This is a genomic window from Chryseobacterium tructae (genome assembly GCF_030409875.1).
GTDB classification, from domain to species: domain Bacteria; phylum Bacteroidota; class Bacteroidia; order Flavobacteriales; family Weeksellaceae; genus Chryseobacterium; species Chryseobacterium tructae.
In genome coordinates this window covers 89,314-108,544 of record NZ_JAUFQR010000001.1, presented here as the reverse complement: position 1 = coordinate 108,544, position 19,231 = coordinate 89,314, and the positions used below count along the sequence as shown (strand labels likewise).

Here is a 19,231-nt window from a genome sequence, read left to right as displayed (position 1 = left end):
TCATTAAACATTTGATTGTAGCTCATTTGTACACATTTCATGGAATTGTATGATGACCCCCACCGTCAATTATAAAATGTTCTTCAAAAGGGTTTTTAAACTTTTATACCCAATAAAGTTGTTATTTCGCTTTTTTTCTTGTTTTTGTGTCATTACCTTCCATTCTCTTTTTGTGATTACTATTCCTTAGTTTGTGTATATAAGAGATAGTACATAGAGTCCTACTTCGTCATCCCAACCCTCATCTTTAAAGATGAACAGATGTGTAACAGAAAGAGGTTCTTCTACTCATCCAATTTTCTCCCTTCGATAAAAACCCGATCTCCATAGTGATTGGCACTCAAATGTGACAACCCATATATAATGTTAGTTATTCGTTTTCTTGGTTATTAGTTTTTTAAGACAAGCTGTTTCTTCTTTGTCAATACAGTCTTTTATGGTTGTCGGTCATATGATCTGTTTTATTCCAGAAAATATTCCCACCACAGGTGGTAAACGGCCAGGATCTAAGCCTTTATCATAAGGGATTAAATTGAATTAAATTATAACAATACCATTGCATTTATAGAAAAGTGACGGTATAAGAATACCAACACTCTCGTCCCATTCTTCATCCAGAAAAGCTAACAAATACTTTTCTTTTCCATTCCGCATACTTACTCCTTTTCTTTATTTTGAAAAAGAACCTGTTCAATCTTCAATGATATTTCAAAACTAAAGGATTTTTGTATACGTTTAAATGAAATGCATTAAAATTGACCCTTAAATTGTCCCTTAAATTTATAAGGGTAACCCTTACACTAAATTATTTGCTGATTTTCAGTATTTTGTAAAATAGAAAGTAAAATTATGAATTGTGAAGTTTAAACGAAAATAAGCGCTTATTTCACTAAACGGCTTTAAAAACAAAGATGATTTTGAAATTCTAAGTGCTTAAAATATCTCGAAAAGACTTACTTAATTCCTCAATCTCCTTTTTGCTTTTAAAATCAGTCTTTTTATAGATGCTTGACAAATGGGAAGAAAGTGCTTTTTCGGAAATATTTAACTGGTTACTGAGCTCTGAATATTTTAAATTGGGAGCATTTAGCAATATCTTCAGAATCTCAGCTTCTCTTGCAGATAATTTATGAAAAGGAATACTTTTTTTAATTTCCTCTTTCCTTTTTGGGTAGAGAAAAAAATCAAATGATATAATAAAGAATCCAAAACTAAAACATGTCTGCTCAATCAACTGATCATCTCCAAACAAAAGAATGCTCATCGGAAGAGACATAAGCCCAAGAAATCCTAAAAACCCGTTCACATCATGAATTTTAAATAAAATATTGGTATGCTCTTCAAATTTTTTGAACTGTTGCTTAAATACGATGATAAGGCATAGCAAAAGAAAGGCTAAAGAAAAGCTCAGAAAAATACGTCTTGAAGTTTCTAAAGATTGTGTAATAATATAAGGCAAAATAAACAAGATAATCAGCATGAATAAAATAGATATCCCAATGAATTCAAAAGATATTTTTTTGAGGAAAACCAAATTATATTCATTTTTTAGAAAGCCCAGATAATGAAAGGCAATGAGCACCCCCGTTGTCCATGCCAGTATATTTTGAGCCATGATATTAATATTAAAGTTGGTGTCCGGCAATAATCCCTCAACGGTATTATAAACTAAGCCCGAAACCATTAATAACAAATATTTTATATAATAACCACTATCCTTTTTCTTTCTGCCATACCATAGCTGTACAGAAGCAATAGCAATAAGAACAATAAAGATCAGGATATAGGCAAATGTACTGGGAAAAATTTCTGTATTAAACATGTTTCAAAAAGTATAAAGGATAATCCAGTTCATGGGTTTCGTGAAAAATAGTGAACCCATTTTTTTTATAAAATTTCAGATTTTCAGGAGTAGTGGTTTCAAGATAGATCAGTTCTCCTGAATACGTTGCCATAGATTCCTGCAGGAGCTTACTCCCTATTCCTTTCCCTTGTTCTTCCGGAAGAGCTCCCATCAGCCACAAGTGAATAAATTTCTGTTCAGGGTGATAAGCTTTTAGTAATTTTTCTCTTTTCAGAACCCTTGGTACATTTTCTATCCCTATACAGTTTATTACCAATCTAATTTCCAGCAATATCCTTTTCAGACTGAACTTCATTTTGTCTAAGTACAGAATACAGGCTTTTTCATCATCACTCAAAAAAACATTGCCGTACATCATTGCGATATCAAACTGATAACTCATAAGAGCCATGAGTCTTTTTTCTCTGTTTCCATCTTTTTTAACAACAAAATTAATAGAATTAGGAATGAGAATATTTATAAAGGATCGGCAAAGTATATTGATCGCTTTATCTCTGTCTTTGTAGGTAGCCCGCCGCATGGTAAAAAAAGAATAAATGGGTTAAAAATAAAATATAGAATAATCAGTATTGTTCAAGCATATTATTGGAGGGTAAAACTCATTTCCATACAAAACAGAACTTCCTTAAATACAGAATATTGATCAATTTCCACAGAAATATTCTGAGATGTATTTAATGTATTATGGTCTATCACTCATTTATATTTTGATCTATAGTATCAAATGTAGGAATTATTTTGAAATCAGCCTCGATAATATTCTAAACCCCGCAAAAAAACAGAGAAATCCGGGTGCCAAAATGAAACCGGCGGACTGATCTTAAATCAGTCCGCCGGTTTTACAATATGCTAACAGCTTATATTTTTCCACCTGCTGCTTTGTAGTATTCCAAAGCTTTTGGTAAATCTTTATTAATATCTGAAATTCTGGTTTCCGGACTAGGGTGAGTAGATAAGAATTCCGGTTGTCTTGATCCTGAAGAAGCCCCCTCCATTCTATTCCAGAAAGGGACAGCAGCTCTTGGATCATATCCTGCCATAGACATCAGGTAAAGTCCCATTTCATCAGCTTCCGATTCCTGACCTCTACCATACTTTAATAAGGCAACCTGTGAGCCAATTGGATATACCTTTTGGAAAACACTTGCCCATTGTGCATTGGAAATTGCACCGCCAAGGATAGCTCCTCCATATTGAGCCATCATTGCCTGAGAAATTCTTTCATTTCCATGACCTGCCAATGCATGGGAAACTTCATGTCCCATTACTACTGCAAGGCCATTATCATCCTTGGTAATTGGTAAATTCCTGTATAAACAGCTACTTTACCTCCAGGCATACACCATGCGTTTAATTCATTGCTTTGCAGAAGGGCAAACTCCCAACTGTAATTAGCAAGATCGGCAGATCTCCCTATACTTTGATAATATCTTTCCGCTGCGCTTTTAATTCTGTTTCCTACATTTACCACTCTCTTTGCATCTGCAGTCCCGGTAATAAGTTTACCTTTAGACAATGTCGTTTTGTATTCCTGTGCTGACATTGTTAAAATTTCTGAATTATTGGCCAGCTGTAAAGATGATCTTCCTGTAATTGGATTTGTAGTACAGGCAGCAACCAATAGAGCAAACGCTCCCATTCCTAATAGATGTGTAACTTTCATAGTTTGAGTGTTAATAATTCAACCTTAACAATTTTTATTCCAAAATATTATAGAAGCAATATATTTGCATACATTTTGCTGTTTAAATGTAATAATTATATCTATATGAAAAAGTATATTTCTATTCTGATGATCTTAGGATGTATGTTCAGTTTTCAAAGCTGTGCTTCTCAGGGTTCATCAGATCCAACAATAGTGAATGCATTAGTGGATTCTCAGGAATTTACTTTCACTGCACAAAGAGCCAACCCAACGAATTATGATGTTATTAATGTCATGAATTCACTTCCAAATACTACTTCTTCAAGAATATTAGACCTGAACGGAGATTATAGTATTGATATAAGCAAAAATATTGTGGATGTCTACTTACCTTATTTTGGAAGGGTATTCAATCCGAGCTATGGTAATAGTGATAAGAATGGATATAGATTTACGTCAAAGGATTTTATAATCAATAAGTCTCAGAATAAAAAAGGAACCTGGACTGTACAAATTAAACCTAAGGATGTAAGTACTGTTGATGAAATCAATCTTGAAATCTTTAAAAACGGTAAAACTTTTGTTTCAATGAAAAGTAATGACCGACAGCCTATTACGTATGACGGATATATTTCTAAAATTAGAGTAAAACAGGAAAAAGAAAAACTTTAATTTCTGTTTTCACCCAATAAAAATTTCTCAACAAATAATTTTGCTTCAGTACTTGGATTCGAAACCATTTCTGAAGCATTTTTTTTATGCATCTGATAGGCTTCTTCTACATCATTGCTCTTTTTCATTAGGGATAGAATATATTCCTGAACCCAATATTCGAATCTTTTTTCTGCCTGCTGGGTACGAATTTCCTCAAAACGCCCCTCTTTCTTTTTCAGATCAATAAACTCATAGATCTTATCATAAATATCTTGCAGTCCTTCATTATGTAAGGCAGAGCCTAGTAATACCGGAATTTTCCAGCCTTTTTCTTTGGGAGGAATAAAATCCAGGGCTCTTTTCAATTCTAGTCTGGTATTTTTTGCTTTTTGAAGATTATCCTGATCTACTTTATTGATGAAAATAACATCTACCATTTCCATGATACCTCGTTTTATTCCCTGCAGTTCATCTCCACCGCCAATAATTTTAAGAAATAAGAAGACATCGGTAATATCAGCTACCAAAACTTCTGATTGTCCTACACCGACGGTTTCTATTAAAATATAATCATAGCCTGCAGCTTCACAGATCATCATGGTTTCAAAGGTGGTATTGGCAACCCCGCCTAAGAAACCAGAGCTTGGGGAAGGACGTATAAATGCATTTTCTTCTTTGGCAAGCTCTTCCATACGGGTTTTATCGCCTAAAATGCTGCCTTTATTAATGGAAGAACTTGGGTCAATGGCAAGTACTGCCACTTTTTTTCCTTGAGCAATGGCCAATCTCCCGAAACTTTCAATAAATGTGGATTTTCCGGCACCGGGTACACCGGTTACTCCTACTCTTATTGAATTTCCAGTAAAGGGCATAATTCTTTTCAGAAGGTCTTCCGCCTGTACTCTATGCTCAGCTTTTTTACTTTCAACTAAAGTAATCGCTTTTGCAATCAGACGCTTGTTTCCTGACTGTATTCCCTCAATAAGTTCTTCTGTAGAAAATTTCATTGATTCAAAATTAACAATTAAAAAGTGAATGGTCAATAGTTCATTGGGAAAGCGAACATAAAAGATGGAGAGCGGTCTATTTTGAATTACACTATTCGCAAAATTTATTTTTTTATTTCTTCTAAATTAAAACTACAACACACTGTATCAGGAGGTTCTGGAAATTATTACATTTGTTATATATCAAAATAAGAAACATGAAAAAATTCATTGCTGTGGCATTATTCACTTCTATCCTTTTAGTTTCCTGTACTCCTAAAGCTTCAACATCTGCTGTTACAGCCGGAACTTCAACATCTACTGCTGAAGAGATTGCTCAGGGAAAAACTATTTTTGAAAACTCTTGTGGGAAGTGCCATAAGCTCCCTGATCCTACGTCACACAATTCTGTACAATGGGTAGGGATTATGAATGCAATGGCTCCTAAGGCAAAGCTAACGGATGACCAGCATAAATGGGTTTATGATTACATTGTTTCTGTAAAAAAGTGATTCACCAAACAAAATAATAAAGGTATGAAAAAGTTAATCTTAAGTGGCATCGCAGCATCAGCATTCCTGGTATCCTGTGGCCCTAAAAGTACGGCTGTAACAGGCCCTAAGTATACCTCATCCGAACAATTGGCTCAAGGAAAAACCATTTTTGAAAATTCCTGTGCAAAATGCCATAAATTGCCGGAACCCACCAAGCATGACAACCAGGGCTGGATCAATACTTTAAGCAGAATGGCTCCAAAAGCCAAGCTTAATGATGATCAACATCAAATGGTTTATGATTATCTGATCTCTGTAAATAAAAAATAAGCTTTCCATGGAAAGCTTATTTTTTTATTGAATTAAGAGTATAAATTATCTTACAATCAGTTTTTCAACTTGTGATTTTTCTCCCTGCTGAATGTGAACCATATAAACTCCTTTGGTAAATCCTTTTGTAGAAACCGCTTTTCTGGAAGTGGCTTCTCTTGAGTCAGAAAACACCAGTTTACCAGACATATCAAACATTTTGATACGCACTTCTTTTGAAGATTTGTCTATATTTCCAACAAAGAATTCGTCATACGTTGGATTAGGAAATACAATAAACTTAGTGTTTTCTGCTTTTACATCCTGAGTAGCTAACGAAACATTACATTCCTGTGGTATTGTAAAATCTTCTACCTGATCAGTAGCTAATACTTTATCTCCAGCAGAAGCATTCACTCCCAATCCTCTTTTAGCAAAGGCTTTCCAAATCATGCATTTATCTGCTCCACCATTTCCTAAAGCATCTGCCTGAAGAATGGCATTTCTTCCGTCTACAAATGTAGGACTACAAGGCTGAAGCTTTAATCCGTCAACAACAATTTGTAACGCTTTTGCATTTCCTGAGGTTGTACTTGCCAATACATCGCTATTATATCCATATTTTTCAATATACTTCCAGGTAAGATCCCATAACATCGTAGCCCAAATAAACCCTATGGAATGAGAACCAGTAACCGCATTTGTTTTTCCGTAGGTATAACTATTTACTCCAAAATCGGGAGAATATTTGGCGGGTCTGATTCCTACTCCTGTGATGGGTTCTCCTTTTGTATAGGTTCCCATTCCTCTTGCCAATGCAGAAGTATCTCCAGGGTTTGTAGTCAACATGAGTGCAAAGTAATCAGACCATCCTTCGCCCATCTGTTCTGCAGTGTTAGCTACAGAAAGGCAACTGTATCCTTGTCCTGTTAAACGATTTGAGATACCATGTCCATATTCGTGGGCAATAATTCCGTTATCAAAACTAGAGTGTTTGAATCCGCTGTAATCGAAGTTTAATGTTGCATTTATTGTAGTTCCTGCGTTGATCTGATCTACCATAAACATTCCTTCTGTTTTTCCAATATTGATAGAAGGAATCGTTACCTGAGTTCCCACAGCTCCTGCCCCCATACTTACAGGAGTATCAGAAGATGGTCTGTAAACAATAACTCCTATAGCTCCGGCATTTTGAGCATTCAAAACTTTAAGCCCATATTCACAACCGGTACTGGTCATAATGGCGATTTATTTGTAAGACTTCCAGCTGCAGGTGCAGTACAAGCATCAGCTGGTACAGAAATAGCAAGTTCTCCTGTTACTGGCCCTCCAAAAATAGGCCCAAATGAAGCTCCCCCAGTCAACACCTTAGGTCTGTTAGCCAATGCAGCAGGAGCGTTATATTGATATCTTACAATAGGATCTGCACTTGTTTGTGCTCTATCATAAAGGTACATCTGCATTCTTGGTGCCGCAAGATAAACCGTATCATTGATCACCGTTTCGTATCCTGAACTGAAATTGGCGTTATTTAAACCACTTCCATCAAAAGCTTCAGCTCTTACGGCATCCCCCCCAAGGCCTCCAAGGCCAAAATTGTTGGTTTGAAAATTTCTTGCAGGTTCTGTAAATCCAAATTTATAGAATATATCATGCATTTTATTGTTCAGGTAAAACAGATTGGTGACAGCTGCATCTCTATGAGCAAAAGGATCATCATATCTTCCATCTGCGAAAGGGAAGTTAAAATTCAATGCACTTCCTCCGTCAGGAGAATATCCCGGAACATTGGCATTATCCTGATCTGAATAAGCATATACGTTATTTCCTCTTGTAATGGTGTAGCTATTGGTTCCGTCTGAATGCCAACCTTCAGGTGATGCCGTTAAATCCCACGGGCTATTAACAATCGTACGTCCTCCAAAAGTAGGCGCTTCTACCGGAAGTGGAAAAATATTATAGGAAGCATTGGTTGGAGGCAGTAAATTTGCATCCTGGAACTGCCCATTGTTGTCTGAGGCATGCGAATGTCCATTGTTTTCAAAATCACAGCTCAATGTTGTGTTATCCTTGCTTAGAATATCTCCGGTACTGGCATCTGCAATGACATGCCATACCTCTGAAGAACTTTTATCAGTAACAAATAATTCTTTTGAAAGAACATGAACTCCATTTTTATCAAAGTACACATCCGGAAGGTAGTTCACTTCAGAAATTTCAGTAAATCCTAATTTTTGTTTCAGTAAATCCTCGGAAAATCTTTCCTGTATTTTCTTCTGATTGGCAACCACCACATTTCTACTGAAATCATTGTTTTCAGAAATGATCTGATTTCCTTTAATAATAACTTTTCCTAATGCATTGTAGACTCTAAGACCATTATAGGTTTGCTGTACGTTAACAATATTAGCTCCTAAGCTTTTTGAAGAGTCTTCGTTCAGAATCATTATCCCAACCTTATCACCTGCATTATTCTTCTGTGTCAGCTTTTCGCTTTTCTGATAATACTCCTGAATAAGTTTTGTAGAATTTTGAGCATTGATTTTACCAAAAGCAAAAAAAACCGCTACCGAAATCGGTACTAAAAATAGTTTTCTATTCATATTTTACATTTAAGCTATGCAATTTATATATTATTAACACAAAATCATTGTTTTAATTACAAAATCAAGACAAATGTGTCAATTTGATTAAATTTATTTATTTTAAATTAATTTTATTCTCTATTTCAATAATTTTAATTTATTAATTTCACTTAATTAATTCATTAACATATAATACATCATATTCAGACAATAGAAATTGAAAATTATTTAAGTTTAAAAAAATTATTTGTAAAGAATTTCACAAAAAAAGACTGCTTCATAAGTTATGAAACAGTCTTTTTTATATTAAGTAAGCAAGTAATTATCTTACCATCAGTTTTTCTACCTGAATTTTATCTCCCTGCTGAATGTGAACCATATAAACTCGTTTGGTAAATCCTTTTGTAGAAACTGCTTTTCTGGAGGCAGCTTCTCTTGAATCAGAGAGTATGAGCTTCCCTGACATATCAAACATTCTAATTCTTACTTCTTTTGATGATTGATCTATATTGCCTACAAAGAATTCATCATAAGTTGGATTAGGAAATACAATAAATTTCTGATCTTCTTTTTTAATTTCCTGATTTGCTAATGTTCCGTTGCATTCCTGTGGTATGGTAAAATCTTCTACCTGATCATTCGCTACATTATTAACCCCTGCAGATGCATTTACCCCCAGCCCTCTTCTTGCAAAAGCCTTCCATATCATACACTTATCCGCTCCCGCATTTCCAACAGCATCTGCCTGAAGAATAGCATTTCTTCCGTCTATAAATGTAGGATTACAAGACTGAAGCTTTAATCCATCAACTACAATTTGTAACGCTTTTGCATTTCCCGAGGTTGTACTTGCCAATACATCACTATTATATCCATATTTTTCAATATACTTCCAGGTAAGATCCCATAACATAGTAGCCCAAATAAAGCCTATGGAGTGAGAATTACTAACAGTATTTGTTTTTCCATAGGTATAACTATTTACTCCAAAATCAGGAGAATATTTAGCAGGTCTCATTCCTACTCCTGTGGTAGGATTTCTTGTTATATAGGTTCCCATTCCTCTTGCCAGTGCAGAAGTATCTCCAGGGTTTGTAGTCAACATGAGTGCAAAATAATCAGACCAGCCTTCACCCATTTGCTCTGCTGAAATAGCTACAGAAAGACAGCTGTACCCTCTTCCTATCAATCGATTTGAAATACCATGTCCATACTCGTGGGCAATAATTCCGTTATCAAAACTAGAGTTTCTGAATCCACTATAATCGAAGTTTAATGTTGCATTTATTGTAGTTCCGGCATTGATCTGATCTACCATAAACTTCCCTTCTGTTTTCCCCATATTGATAGTAGGAATGGTTACCTGAGTTCCAACAGTTCCTGGCCCCATACTTATAGGAGTATCAGAAGATGGTCTGTAAACAATAACTCCTATAGCTCCTGCATTTTGGGCATTCAAAACTTTAAGCCCATATTCACAACCGGTACTGGTCATAATGGCGATCTTATTCGTAAGACTTCCAGCTGCAGGTGCGGTACAAGCATTTGCTGGTACAGAAATAGTAAGCTCTCCTGTTACCGGCGCTCCAAAAATAGGCCCAAATGAAGCTCTTTCAGTCAATACTTTAGGTCTGTTAACCAATGCAGCAGGAGCATTATATTGATATCTTACAATAGGATCTGCACTTGTTTGCTCTCTGTTAAAAAAGTACATCTGCATTCTTGGTGTCGTAGCATAAGTTGTTCCTGAAATAGTGCTTTCATATCCTGGATTGAAATTGGCGTTGTTTAAATCACCACCATCAAAAGCCTCAGCTCTTACTGCATCACCTCCAAGACCTCCAAGGCCAAAATTGTTGGTTTGAAAATTTCTTGCAGATTCTGTAAATCCAAATTTATAGAATATATCATGCATCTTATTATTCAGGTAAAACAGATTGGTAATCGCTATGTCTCTATAAGCAAAAGGATCATCATATCTTCCATCTGCGAAAGGAAAGTTAAAATTCAATGTATTTCCACCATCAGGAGAATATCCAGGAATATCGGCATTATCCTGATCTGAATAGGCATGCACATTATTTCCTCTTGTAATAGTATAGTTATTAGTTCCGTCTGAATGCCAACCTTCAGGTGATGCGGTTAAGTCCCATGGATTATTAACAATCGTACGACCTCCAAAAGTAGGGGCTTCTACAGGAAGTGGAAAAATATTATAGGAAGCATTGGTTGGGGGCAGTAAATCTGCATCCTGGAACTGTACATTGTTATTTCCATATTGTTCAGTATCTGAGGCATATGAATATTCATTGCTTTCAAAATTACAGCTCAATGTTGTATTATCTTTGCTTAGAATTTCTCCGGTACTGGCATCTGCAATAATATGCCATACTTCTGAAGAGCTTTTATCCGTAACAAATAATTCTTTTGAAACAACATGAACTCCATTTTTATCAAAGTAAACATCTGGAAGATAATTTACTTCAGAAATTCCGGTAAGTCCTAATTTTTGTTTCAGAAAATCCTCAGAAAATCTTTCCTGTATTTTTTTTTGATTGGCAACCACCACATTTCTACTGAAATCATTGTTTTCAGAAATGATCTGATCTCCCTTAATAATGACCTTTCCCAATGCATTATACATTCTAAGACCATCATAAGTCTGTTGTACGTTGACAATATTGACTCCTAAGCTTTTTGAAAAATCTTCGTTCAGAATCATTACCCCAACCTTATCACCAGCATTATTCTTCTGTGTCAGCTTTCCGCTTTTCTGATAATACTCCTGGATAAGTTTTGTAGAATTTTGAGCATTGATTTTACCAAAGGCAAAAAACACCGCTGTCAAAACTGGTATTAAAAATAATTTTCTATTCATATTTTACATTTAAGCTATGCAACTTATACATCATCAACAACAAAACCCACAAAAAAATAAAGAAAATCAAAACAATTCTTCATTTTGCTATCATTCCTCATTTTAAGGTTATCTTCTTACATCTTTAATTGTCATTTTATTTTATAAATTTCACTCCCCCCCAAACAAAAGCACAATAACAAGTTAAAAATGAGACCATTAAACATCTATTTGATTTAATAATATTTGACGAAAAATATCATCACTTTTCCAATAAAAAAGGAGACTTATTGAGTCTCCTTCTTCTTTTTAATTACTTTTTTCTTTGGCTTTTTAGGCATTTTTGCTTTGACAAATTTTTCTCTGTTTTTCAAAAAATCAATCATACACTGATCGTAGGCAAAGCTTCTGGCTTTTTTCAATGGTTCGATTGCTTTTTTATAGTCCAATCTGATTTCGAAAAGCAACGACTGCTGAATAAGAATTCTGCATTTATCAATTCCTTTTATCTTCATTGCGTATTCAATCAGCTTTTCTGCTTCATCCAAGTCTTCATTATCCAGCAGGCATTTAATATAATACTGTGGAACACTCAAGCTGCCCATATTATATTGCATTGCTTCCTCAAAATAGAGTTTGGCCTGTTCATAATCTGTAAGAATCTCATTATAGATCCTTCCCATCAGACAAAGGCTGTCTGCATCTTCTGGATCGTAAGACAAGGCATAATTCAATGCTTCCAGGCAATTAGGAAGACTATATGGATAATTGTCCAGAGCCTCAAAATAATATTTACTTTTAGTTAAGGTCATTTCTGTAGTTTTTTAGTTCATTTTTCAAGGCATTCCGCTGTTTTTTGAATGACTTGTTTTCATAATTCTTTTTAAAATCAGTTCCGGAAAATGAACGAACCGGGCTTCCCCGCTGTACCTGAAGATGAGAGCTCCAGGTTTCTTTCATGTTCTTTTCAAGCTGCTGGAGATATACTGACAATACTTTCTCTTTTAGTCTGACAATAGACAACTTTTTATTCTCCAGCTGGGAACGGGAGTCCTGTACAAATACGGACTCTCCACTAGGAATATGGGTAGCACGAACTGCAGTATTCACTTTATTCACATTTTGCCCACCGCTTCCCTGACTTCTGGTTGTCTGAAATCTGATATCTTTTTCATTGAAGTCAGATTTTTCCAGATTTTCCAATTCAAAAACACCTATAAACCAATTGCTCCTTTTATGCAGTTTTCTGAAAGTACTCTTTCCTGTCCAGCAAATACTTCCCACCCAGCTTTTCAAAAATTCTGCTATTTCTTTTCCTTTTAAAAGGAGGGTAACGGATTTTAAGGTCAAATTTTCATCTCCATTTTCACGGTGGATGAGCTCATATTCTATTTTATTTTGTGTTGCTTCTTCCAAAAAAGTTTTCAATACCTTGGCAACTACCCACTGGCATTCCAAAGGCCCTCTTCCGGAAGTGATTTGTATTAATTTTTCCATTGTTATTTTGGCATTTTGCTTAATAAAGGATGTCCAACAGGGTCTATCCCCTTTTCTAATAATTCTTTTGCAGCCATTACTGCCCAGCATTTATCACTGGAATGAATATTTCTGTAGAATGATAATAAAACATCGGGCTTCACTATTGTAAATCCATTTACGTCTACAGTATCAAGATCATTTCTTTCAAAGAAATCAATGGTAATTCTGTGAAGTTTTTCGTTTTCTAGTTCTACTGTTTTTTCATATCGTCTAAAGTTTTCCTGGCTGGGTAAATGATCATATCGTGTCCAGACTTTTTGAAAACCTTCCTGCTGCAGGAGCATCACAACTTCTGCTACATTTTCTTTCTTTACAAACACATCAATATCTTTATGATCATGAGAATGTTTATATTCAGTATGTCCTGTTTCTGACATGAAATGCCATGCCCATCCACCGGATATTATAATTTTATTCTTTAATTTTTCTAAAACTTCGAGTCCTAACCTGATTCTGAATTCAGGCCAGAGTTCTCCATATCTTTTTATGTTATGAGGTGCTCCCATTTTTTTGTTCTTTAGTTAAGATTTTGTGATTATTAATTAGCTACCTGATTTTGTTGATGAGTTACTGTAAGCTCTGTTTTATTAAACCTTATAGGCTTTAAAAACCTATAAGGTTTGGTGGAGTTATCATCCGCTTTTCCAGAGAATGCAACGATCACAATCGATCATTTTAGTTATTTATCCATTCTCACAATTCTTGGCTGGAATGTTCCCAGAATGTCTACCAATTCACTTTGTGCATTCATTACTTCGTGAATATCTTTATAAGCCATTGGTGCCTCTTCTGTATTTCCTCCCATAAGGGTAACATCTTTAAGCTTCAATTCTTTTTTGATATCATTCTGAGTGAAGAGACTTCTGCATTCTCCTCTTGAATGAGCTCTACCCGCTCCATGCGAAGCCGAATTCAAAGATTCCGGATTTCCTTTTCCGCGAACGATAAACCCTTTGGCAGTCATTGATCCCGGAATCATTCCTAATTCATTTTCATTAGCCGGGGTTGCTCCTTTTCTGTGAACAATTACTTCTTTTCCGTTATGAATTTCTTTCCAAGCGTAGTTGTGGTGATTTTCGATTCGGGCTTTTACTCTTCCACCGACTGCTTTTACCAATCTTCTGTGAATATCATCATGGCAGGCTGATGCATAATCTCCTGCAAGATTCATAGCCGTCCAATACTCCAACCCTAAGTGTGTACTTAAATCCAACCATGCGAATTGCTGAGCTTCTTTAGGCAACGGACATTGTTCTACTGCTACTCTTGAGTAATATTGAGCGATTTCAGCTCCCAATCCTCTTGAACCACTATGTGAAAGGATTCCCAGGTATTTCCCTTTTGGCAACCCTATTTGCGGATCTTCTTCAGTGATTTCCACTTCTCCAAATTCCACAAAATGGTTTCCGCCTCCTGAAGATCCCATCTGTTTGATGGCTTTTCCTTTTAGTCTTCTCAGAATTGGTATTAGGTTAAATGTATCTCTGTCGAAGATTTCATGGTCTACATGAGATTTATGAGTCTCATACATTCCAAATTTCGTATGTTCGGCAAGAGCTTTTTCATATTTATCTCTTGCGCCGTTCAGATATGAAACGGGTGTATCCAAAATACTAAGGCTCATTCTGCAGCCAATGTCCATTCCTACTCCGTAAGGAATCACTGCATTTTCTACTGCTAAAACACCTCCAATCGGAAGGCCATAACCACTATGAGCATCGGGCATTAATGCGCCCTGTACAGAAACGGGAAGCTTTAATGCGGTGTACAACTGGTTTTTTGCTTCTTCTGAAATATTATTTCCGAAGATTTCAAAAGCTGCACGCTGTGAATTCAGCATTCTTTTTTCTGTTTTTTTGGAAGAAATCAAGGTTTCTGCAATTTGTCCGAAGGTTAAATCTTTTTCGAATTGTTCCGGATGAATTAGAATTTCCTTTAAAAGAGATTTTACATAATGGATATTTTTAGTTGCAAAATTTCTCTTCATCACTTCCAAGGCTACATTTACACTCTGATTGTTTGGATAGCCCAGTTTTAATATATCTTTTCCTTTTAGTTTTAAATTTCCCATTGTTTTTGTTTTTAAATAAAGGACACATCGTCCAAAAAACTTTCTGCAATCTCTGTTGCAGACATTGTGCAGGTACTATATTTCCTGCTTTTGATAAGATCAGCATCTTCTGTTTTCGTATCCCATGAATATGACCTGCCATAGATTGTTTTATGGACAATTCCCCCAACTTTATGCTGTTCCAAATAGGATCCCAGCTCTGCGATTTCCTTTTCCAATTGAAAGTCAACAGGCTTATAATGGGTTATCATATTGGGTCTTGTACGCAAAGTAAATCTCCAGGGTTCCTTGAATTCGTAATAAGGCACATAAGTCTTCCGGAAAGAACAGTATTCTTCCTGTTTAAGGAAATACTCTCTTTCTCTTGAAGTAAGCCCAAACTTTGGATCGTTCCATGAATAAGAAGAGATATTCTTGAGCTTCTGGGCTCTCGCAACATATATTCTCCGTCCTGATCTTTTCTTTTTTTTCAAAAACTGGCGGCTTTCGGAATACATATAGGTATTAATCTTCTTCAAAATTCCTTCAAAGAAATCTCCGTCTTTGGATCTCATTACATCTTCCCTAACGGCGAAGAATCTTACAAATCCTTTCTGATAAGGTTTCTCTAAGGGTATCCATGGGATATTTCTTTTGATATCACAAAGTTTATTACTACGTTGATACTTTCTTCTTATCTGTTTTTCTACATCTTTTTTTATTGTTCTTTTTCTGCTTCGCAGGCTTCTCAGCCGGTAAGACAGAAGATTATCATTTTCCATGTAAGACACAGGATATCAGAGACAACATCCAAAATATAGGATTTGCACTTAATCTATCCTTTTTATCAACTAAAACATTAGTTGAATAAATTAATAATGATGAACAATCATAGTTTTAGGTATAAACCTCAGCTATCTTGTTCTTAATAACACTTAAAAAAATTTCGGGGAAACTAGAGTTTGAAATATTGCGCAATAAAAAACCCGAAATCTTTACGACTTCGGGTTTTGATATTGTATTGTACTATTATTCTAAGAATGTACCAAACCGCGAAGCCTTACCACCATAAGGGGCAATCCAACTGTAGAATTCTGATTTGTTCTGAACATTGCTTCGTTGTTTTTAATTGGTTAAACTTGATTTTCAGGTGCAAATATAGAATTATTTTTTTAATCATCAATTATTTAAATCTTATTTTTGTGAAAAAAGAGTTTTATGTATAAAGTTTTATTGACCTTACTTCCAATGCTTTTTATAGGATGCAAGAAAGAAGAACCTGTAAAAAAGGAGGTAATAAAAGTATCAGAAAAAGGCTGTTTCTCTACGAATTTCATGGAAAAAATTCTTGATTTGGAGGAAATAAAAGATCAGGCAAAGTTTCTGGATTCACAAACCCAAGGAAAGGGTAAAATCGGTTTTCTTGTAGACAGCACAAAAGTAAATAACGGCTGGGATTATTCTATTTCCGTAGGTTATAATGGGCCAGATCGTTTTGAAACATATCATATTTTCCATGCTTCCAGTAGCCAGTGTGCTGTTTTGGAAATTTTAGAGCCTGTCTCCGGAGAATACATTTCTTTAGAAAAATGGAGAAAAAGCAAAGGCGAACCCATTCAGGTAGAATCTCTTTTAAAGCAAGGTATTTATAGCTTACCTATTGAAAGTCTTCCTCAGGTAGATGTAAAGTTTATCGAAACTGATCTTGCTTTGGAAGGCTCCCAGCAGTACAGCTGTGGAGAGCCAACGTTCCGATATTTTCCTTTAACGAAATATAAAAATATTGAATTGATTCTTGTCCCTATGGATTGCGGAGATTTTGATTACCGTTATTATCTGCTTACCGTATTGAATAACAGCATCGTTGGCGAAGCCTATGTAGAAGGGATTTGGTTTGATCCCGGAAAAGATGATAAGAAGGAGGAATTCAGCAGTTATGCCATTAATAAAACAGGTGAAGTTACTGTAACTACAGATCATAAGATTGACGGAAATAGTCAAAGGATAACTAAAACTCATTATCAGATTATGGATGACGGTAAAATTGTTCAGAAAAAGTAAAAATAAAGGCTGTTTCAAATTTTGAAACAGCCTTGTTTATTATTGAACAGAAGGATTAGTCAGCGGACTGAGCTAATAATCTCTCTAAAATTTCTACGGCACATTTTGGAAGGTTGGTTCCGGGGCCAAAAATGAAGTCAGCACCATTAGCATAAAGGAATTCATAATCCTGTTGTGGAATTACTCCACCTACTACTATGGCCACATCATCTGCTCCCAGCTTTTTCAATTCTCCTACTACTTGAGGAACTAATGTTTTATGTCCGGCAGCCAATGAAGATACTCCCAGAATGTGAATGTCGTTTTCTACGGCTTGTTTCGCTACTTCTTCCGGTGTTTGGAATAATGGAGCCACATCTACATCAAACCCCATATCAGCAAATGCTGTTGCTACTACTTTTGCTCCTCTGTCGTGCCCATCCTGTCCCATTTTAGCGACCATGATTCTTGGGCGGCGTCCTTCTTCTTCTTCAAATTTCTGAGTCAGATGAAGAGCTTTTTCAAAGTATTCGTTTTTTCCGGCATTCATAGCGTATACTCCAGATATTGTTTTAATGTTTGCTTTGTATCTTCCGAAGGTTTCTTCCATAGCATCACTCATTTCACCAAGGGTAACTCTTCTTCTTGCCGCCTCAATACACAGTGCTAACAAGTTTCCTTTTCCTGTTTTTGCACTTTCTCGGATTTCATTTAGAATTTCTGTTACTGCGTCAGCATTTCTCTCTTCTTTGATGGTATTTAATCGTTCTATTTGCTTTCTGCGAACTTCTGTATTATCAATATCCAGAATCTCGATTCCATCTTGTTTTAATGAGGATTTAAATGAGTTTACTCCAATAATAAATTCCTCACCACTATCGATCTTGGCTTGCTTTTTAGCAGCAGCTTCTTCAATTCTCATTTTTGGAATACCTGCTTCAATTGCTTTCGTCATTCCTCCTTCCTGCTCTACTTCATCAATATACCTCATCGCCTCTTCAATCATCTGCTGAGTAAGGCTTTCTACAAGGTTACTTCCTCCCATTGGATCTACGACATCGCATATTCCGCTTTCCTGCTGAAGAATGATCTGTGTATTTCTTGCAATTTTGGCTGAATAGTCAGTAGGAAGAGCAATGGCTTCATCCAATGCATTGGTATGGAGTGATTGTGTTCCTCCTAACGCTGAAGACAATGCTTCAATAGCAGTTCTTGTAATATTATTAAAAGGTTCTTGTTCCGTTAATGACCACCCTGAGGTTTGAGAGTGGGTTCTTAAAGCTAAAGATTTTGGATTCTGAGGGTTAAACTGTTTTAAAAGATGAGTCCAGATATATCTTGCAGCACGCATTTTAGCAATTTCCATGAAGTGATTCATACCAATCGCCCAGAAAAATGATAAACGAGGGGCGAAATCATCTACATTCATTCCTGCTTTAATTCCTGTTCTTACATATTCCAGACCGTCTGCCAGGGTGTAAGCCATCTCCAATACCGGGGTGGCTCCTGCTTCCTGCATATGATATCCTGAAATAGAAATAGAGTTAAATTTCGGAATGTTCTGTGAAGTATATTCAAAAATATCGGCAATGATCTTCATGGATGGAGCGGGTGGGTAGATATAGGTATTTCTTACCATAAACTCTTTCAGAATATCGTTTTGAATCGTTCCTGAAAGCAGCTCCTGTTTTACACCTTGTTCTTCTGCTGCTACGATATAGAAAGACAGAATTGGAAGTACAGCACCATTCATGGTCATAGAAACAGAGATCTGATCTAATGGAATTTCATTAAACAATATCTTCATATCTTCCACTGAATCGATGGCAACACCAGCTTTTCCTACGTCTCCTACTACTCTTGCGTGGTCAGAATCATATCCTCTGTGTGTAGCAAGGTCAAAGGCTACGGAAAGACCTTTTTGTCCTGCAGCAAGATTTCTTCTGTAAAAGGCATTGGATTCTTCCGCTGTGGAGAACCCGGCATACTGACGGATCGTCCATGGTTTTTGAACATACATGGTGGAATACGGGCCTCTCAGGTAAGGTTCAATTCCCGGAGAAGTCTGTGTTAATGTTTCATCTTTTACATCCTTTTTTTCATAGGATGATTTAAGTTCCAGTCCGTCTTTTTCAAAGTTGTAAACTTCTCTTTCCAGAGGTAATACATTAAAATCAGGCTTTTTCACAGAAATTGTTTTTCGCATTC

16 protein-coding genes and 1 pseudogene are annotated in these 19,231 nt (G+C 35.9%); 4 read left to right on the top strand and 13 right to left on the bottom strand.

Features of this window, described 5'->3' with window-relative positions:
* Nucleotides 1-925: 925 nt before the first annotated feature.
* The 3 genes and pseudogenes from QWZ06_RS00505 to QWZ06_RS00495 all read right to left on the bottom strand — a co-directional run bounded on the left by QWZ06_RS00505 (nt 926) and on the right by QWZ06_RS00495 (nt 3,527).
* Complete coding sequence (locus QWZ06_RS00505) at nt 926-1,822, bottom strand: helix-turn-helix transcriptional regulator (protein WP_290295202.1); 897 nt, start codon at nt 1,820-1,822, stop codon at nt 926-928.
* Complete coding sequence (locus QWZ06_RS00500; protein WP_290295201.1) at nt 1,815-2,384, bottom strand: GNAT family N-acetyltransferase; 570 nt, start codon at nt 2,382-2,384, stop codon at nt 1,815-1,817. The genes QWZ06_RS00505 and QWZ06_RS00500 overlap by 8 nt, the downstream gene beginning before the upstream one ends.
* 337 nt (nt 2,385-2,721) lie before the next feature.
* Nucleotides 2,722-3,527: pseudogene (locus tag QWZ06_RS00495) on the bottom strand (M48 family metallopeptidase).
* Between the two features lie 105 nt (nt 3,528-3,632).
* On the opposite strand from QWZ06_RS00495, the gene QWZ06_RS00490 reads away from it, so the two are divergent.
* Nucleotides 3,633-4,181, top strand: coding sequence for a DUF4251 domain-containing protein (locus QWZ06_RS00490; RefSeq protein WP_290295200.1), 549 nt, complete (start codon nt 3,633-3,635; stop codon nt 4,179-4,181).
* Here QWZ06_RS00490 and meaB read toward each other — a convergent pair.
* A complete protein-coding gene (gene meaB / locus QWZ06_RS00485) occupies nt 4,178-5,170 on the bottom strand; it encodes a methylmalonyl Co-A mutase-associated GTPase MeaB (protein WP_290295199.1) in 993 nt (330 codons plus the stop codon). The genes QWZ06_RS00490 and meaB overlap by 4 nt on opposite strands.
* A gap of 197 nt (nt 5,171-5,367) precedes the next feature.
* On the opposite strand from meaB, the gene QWZ06_RS00480 reads away from it, so the two are divergent.
* Entirely contained in the window at nt 5,368-5,661 is a 294-nt protein-coding gene (locus tag QWZ06_RS00480) for a cytochrome c family protein (protein ID WP_290295198.1), read from the top strand.
* Nucleotides 5,662-5,685: 24 nt separating this feature from the next.
* Nucleotides 5,686-5,973: a c-type cytochrome gene (locus QWZ06_RS00475; RefSeq protein WP_106918105.1), complete on the top strand. Its 288-nt coding sequence runs from the start codon at nt 5,686-5,688 to the stop codon at nt 5,971-5,973.
* A gap of 45 nt (nt 5,974-6,018) precedes the next feature.
* Here the strand turns inward: QWZ06_RS00475 and QWZ06_RS00470 are convergent, their stop codons facing one another.
* From QWZ06_RS00470 to QWZ06_RS00435, 8 genes are all read right to left on the bottom strand, one after another.
* A complete protein-coding gene (locus tag QWZ06_RS00470; RefSeq protein ID WP_290295197.1) occupies nt 6,019-7,191 on the bottom strand; it encodes a M36 family metallopeptidase in 1,173 nt (390 codons plus the stop codon).
* A complete protein-coding gene (locus QWZ06_RS00465) occupies nt 7,188-8,555 on the bottom strand; it encodes a M36 family metallopeptidase (RefSeq protein ID WP_290295196.1) in 1,368 nt (455 codons plus the stop codon). Before QWZ06_RS00465 ends, QWZ06_RS00470 begins: the two co-directional genes overlap by 4 nt.
* 304 nt (nt 8,556-8,859) lie before the next feature.
* Complete coding sequence (locus QWZ06_RS00460; RefSeq protein ID WP_290295195.1) at nt 8,860-11,415, bottom strand: T9SS-dependent M36 family metallopeptidase; 2,556 nt, start codon at nt 11,413-11,415, stop codon at nt 8,860-8,862.
* 266 nt (nt 11,416-11,681) lie between these two features.
* Nucleotides 11,682-12,206 carry a tetratricopeptide repeat protein gene (locus QWZ06_RS00455; RefSeq protein ID WP_290295194.1) on the bottom strand — a complete coding sequence of 175 codons (525 nt, stop codon included), beginning with the start codon at nt 12,204-12,206 and terminating at the stop codon, nt 11,682-11,684.
* Nucleotides 12,193-12,891: a peptide chain release factor H gene (gene prfH / locus QWZ06_RS00450; RefSeq protein WP_290295193.1), complete on the bottom strand. Its 699-nt coding sequence runs from the start codon at nt 12,889-12,891 to the stop codon at nt 12,193-12,195. Before prfH ends, QWZ06_RS00455 begins: the two co-directional genes overlap by 14 nt.
* Nucleotides 12,892-12,893: 2 nt before the next feature.
* Nucleotides 12,894-13,439 (bottom strand): nucleotidyltransferase domain-containing protein, encoded by a 546-nt coding sequence (locus tag QWZ06_RS00445; protein WP_290295192.1) that lies wholly within the window; start codon nt 13,437-13,439, stop codon nt 12,894-12,896.
* 173 nt (nt 13,440-13,612) lie between these two features.
* Nucleotides 13,613-15,004, bottom strand: coding sequence for an RtcB family protein (locus QWZ06_RS00440; protein WP_290295191.1), 1,392 nt, complete (start codon nt 15,002-15,004; stop codon nt 13,613-13,615).
* A gap of 11 nt (nt 15,005-15,015) precedes the next feature.
* Complete coding sequence (locus QWZ06_RS00435) at nt 15,016-15,765, bottom strand: hypothetical protein (protein ID WP_290295190.1); 750 nt, start codon at nt 15,763-15,765, stop codon at nt 15,016-15,018.
* A 436-nt stretch (nt 15,766-16,201) separates the two neighbouring features.
* On the opposite strand from QWZ06_RS00435, the gene QWZ06_RS00430 reads away from it, so the two are divergent.
* Nucleotides 16,202-17,044 carry a hypothetical protein gene (locus QWZ06_RS00430; protein WP_290295189.1) on the top strand — a complete coding sequence of 281 codons (843 nt, stop codon included), beginning with the start codon at nt 16,202-16,204 and terminating at the stop codon, nt 17,042-17,044.
* 55 nt (nt 17,045-17,099) lie between these two features.
* On the opposite strand, the gene scpA is transcribed toward QWZ06_RS00430, so the two are convergent.
* Nucleotides 17,100-19,229 carry a methylmalonyl-CoA mutase gene (gene scpA, locus QWZ06_RS00425; RefSeq protein WP_290295188.1) on the bottom strand — a complete coding sequence of 710 codons (2,130 nt, stop codon included), beginning with the start codon at nt 19,227-19,229 and terminating at the stop codon, nt 17,100-17,102.
* Nucleotides 19,230-19,231: the final 2 nt, after the last annotated feature.

Coding starts and splice junctions, on each gene's coding strand:
- QWZ06_RS00505 (WP_290295202.1), bottom strand. CDS start 1,822: ATGTTTAATACAGAAATTTTTCCCAGTACATTTGCCTATATCCTGATC.
- QWZ06_RS00500 (WP_290295201.1), bottom strand. CDS start 2,384: ATGCGGCGGGCTACCTACAAAGACAGAGATAAAGCGATCAATATACTT.
- QWZ06_RS00490 (WP_290295200.1), top strand. CDS start 3,633: ATGAAAAAGTATATTTCTATTCTGATGATCTTAGGATGTATGTTCAGT.
- meaB (WP_290295199.1), bottom strand. CDS start 5,170: ATGAAATTTTCTACAGAAGAACTTATTGAGGGAATACAGTCAGGAAAC.
- QWZ06_RS00480 (WP_290295198.1), top strand. CDS start 5,368: ATGAAAAAATTCATTGCTGTGGCATTATTCACTTCTATCCTTTTAGTT.
- QWZ06_RS00475 (WP_106918105.1), top strand. CDS start 5,686: ATGAAAAAGTTAATCTTAAGTGGCATCGCAGCATCAGCATTCCTGGTA.
- QWZ06_RS00470 (WP_290295197.1), bottom strand. CDS start 7,191: ATGACCAGTACCGGTTGTGAATATGGGCTTAAAGTTTTGAATGCTCAA.
- QWZ06_RS00465 (WP_290295196.1), bottom strand. CDS start 8,555: ATGAATAGAAAACTATTTTTAGTACCGATTTCGGTAGCGGTTTTTTTT.
- QWZ06_RS00460 (WP_290295195.1), bottom strand. CDS start 11,415: ATGAATAGAAAATTATTTTTAATACCAGTTTTGACAGCGGTGTTTTTT.
- QWZ06_RS00455 (WP_290295194.1), bottom strand. CDS start 12,206: ATGACCTTAACTAAAAGTAAATATTATTTTGAGGCTCTGGACAATTAT.
- prfH (WP_290295193.1), bottom strand. CDS start 12,891: ATGGAAAAATTAATACAAATCACTTCCGGAAGAGGGCCTTTGGAATGC.
- QWZ06_RS00445 (WP_290295192.1), bottom strand. CDS start 13,439: ATGGGAGCACCTCATAACATAAAAAGATATGGAGAACTCTGGCCTGAA.
- QWZ06_RS00440 (WP_290295191.1), bottom strand. CDS start 15,004: ATGGGAAATTTAAAACTAAAAGGAAAAGATATATTAAAACTGGGCTAT.
- QWZ06_RS00435 (WP_290295190.1), bottom strand. CDS start 15,765: ATGGAAAATGATAATCTTCTGTCTTACCGGCTGAGAAGCCTGCGAAGC.
- QWZ06_RS00430 (WP_290295189.1), top strand. CDS start 16,202: ATGTATAAAGTTTTATTGACCTTACTTCCAATGCTTTTTATAGGATGC.
- scpA (WP_290295188.1), bottom strand. CDS start 19,229: ATGCGAAAAACAATTTCTGTGAAAAAGCCTGATTTTAATGTATTACCT.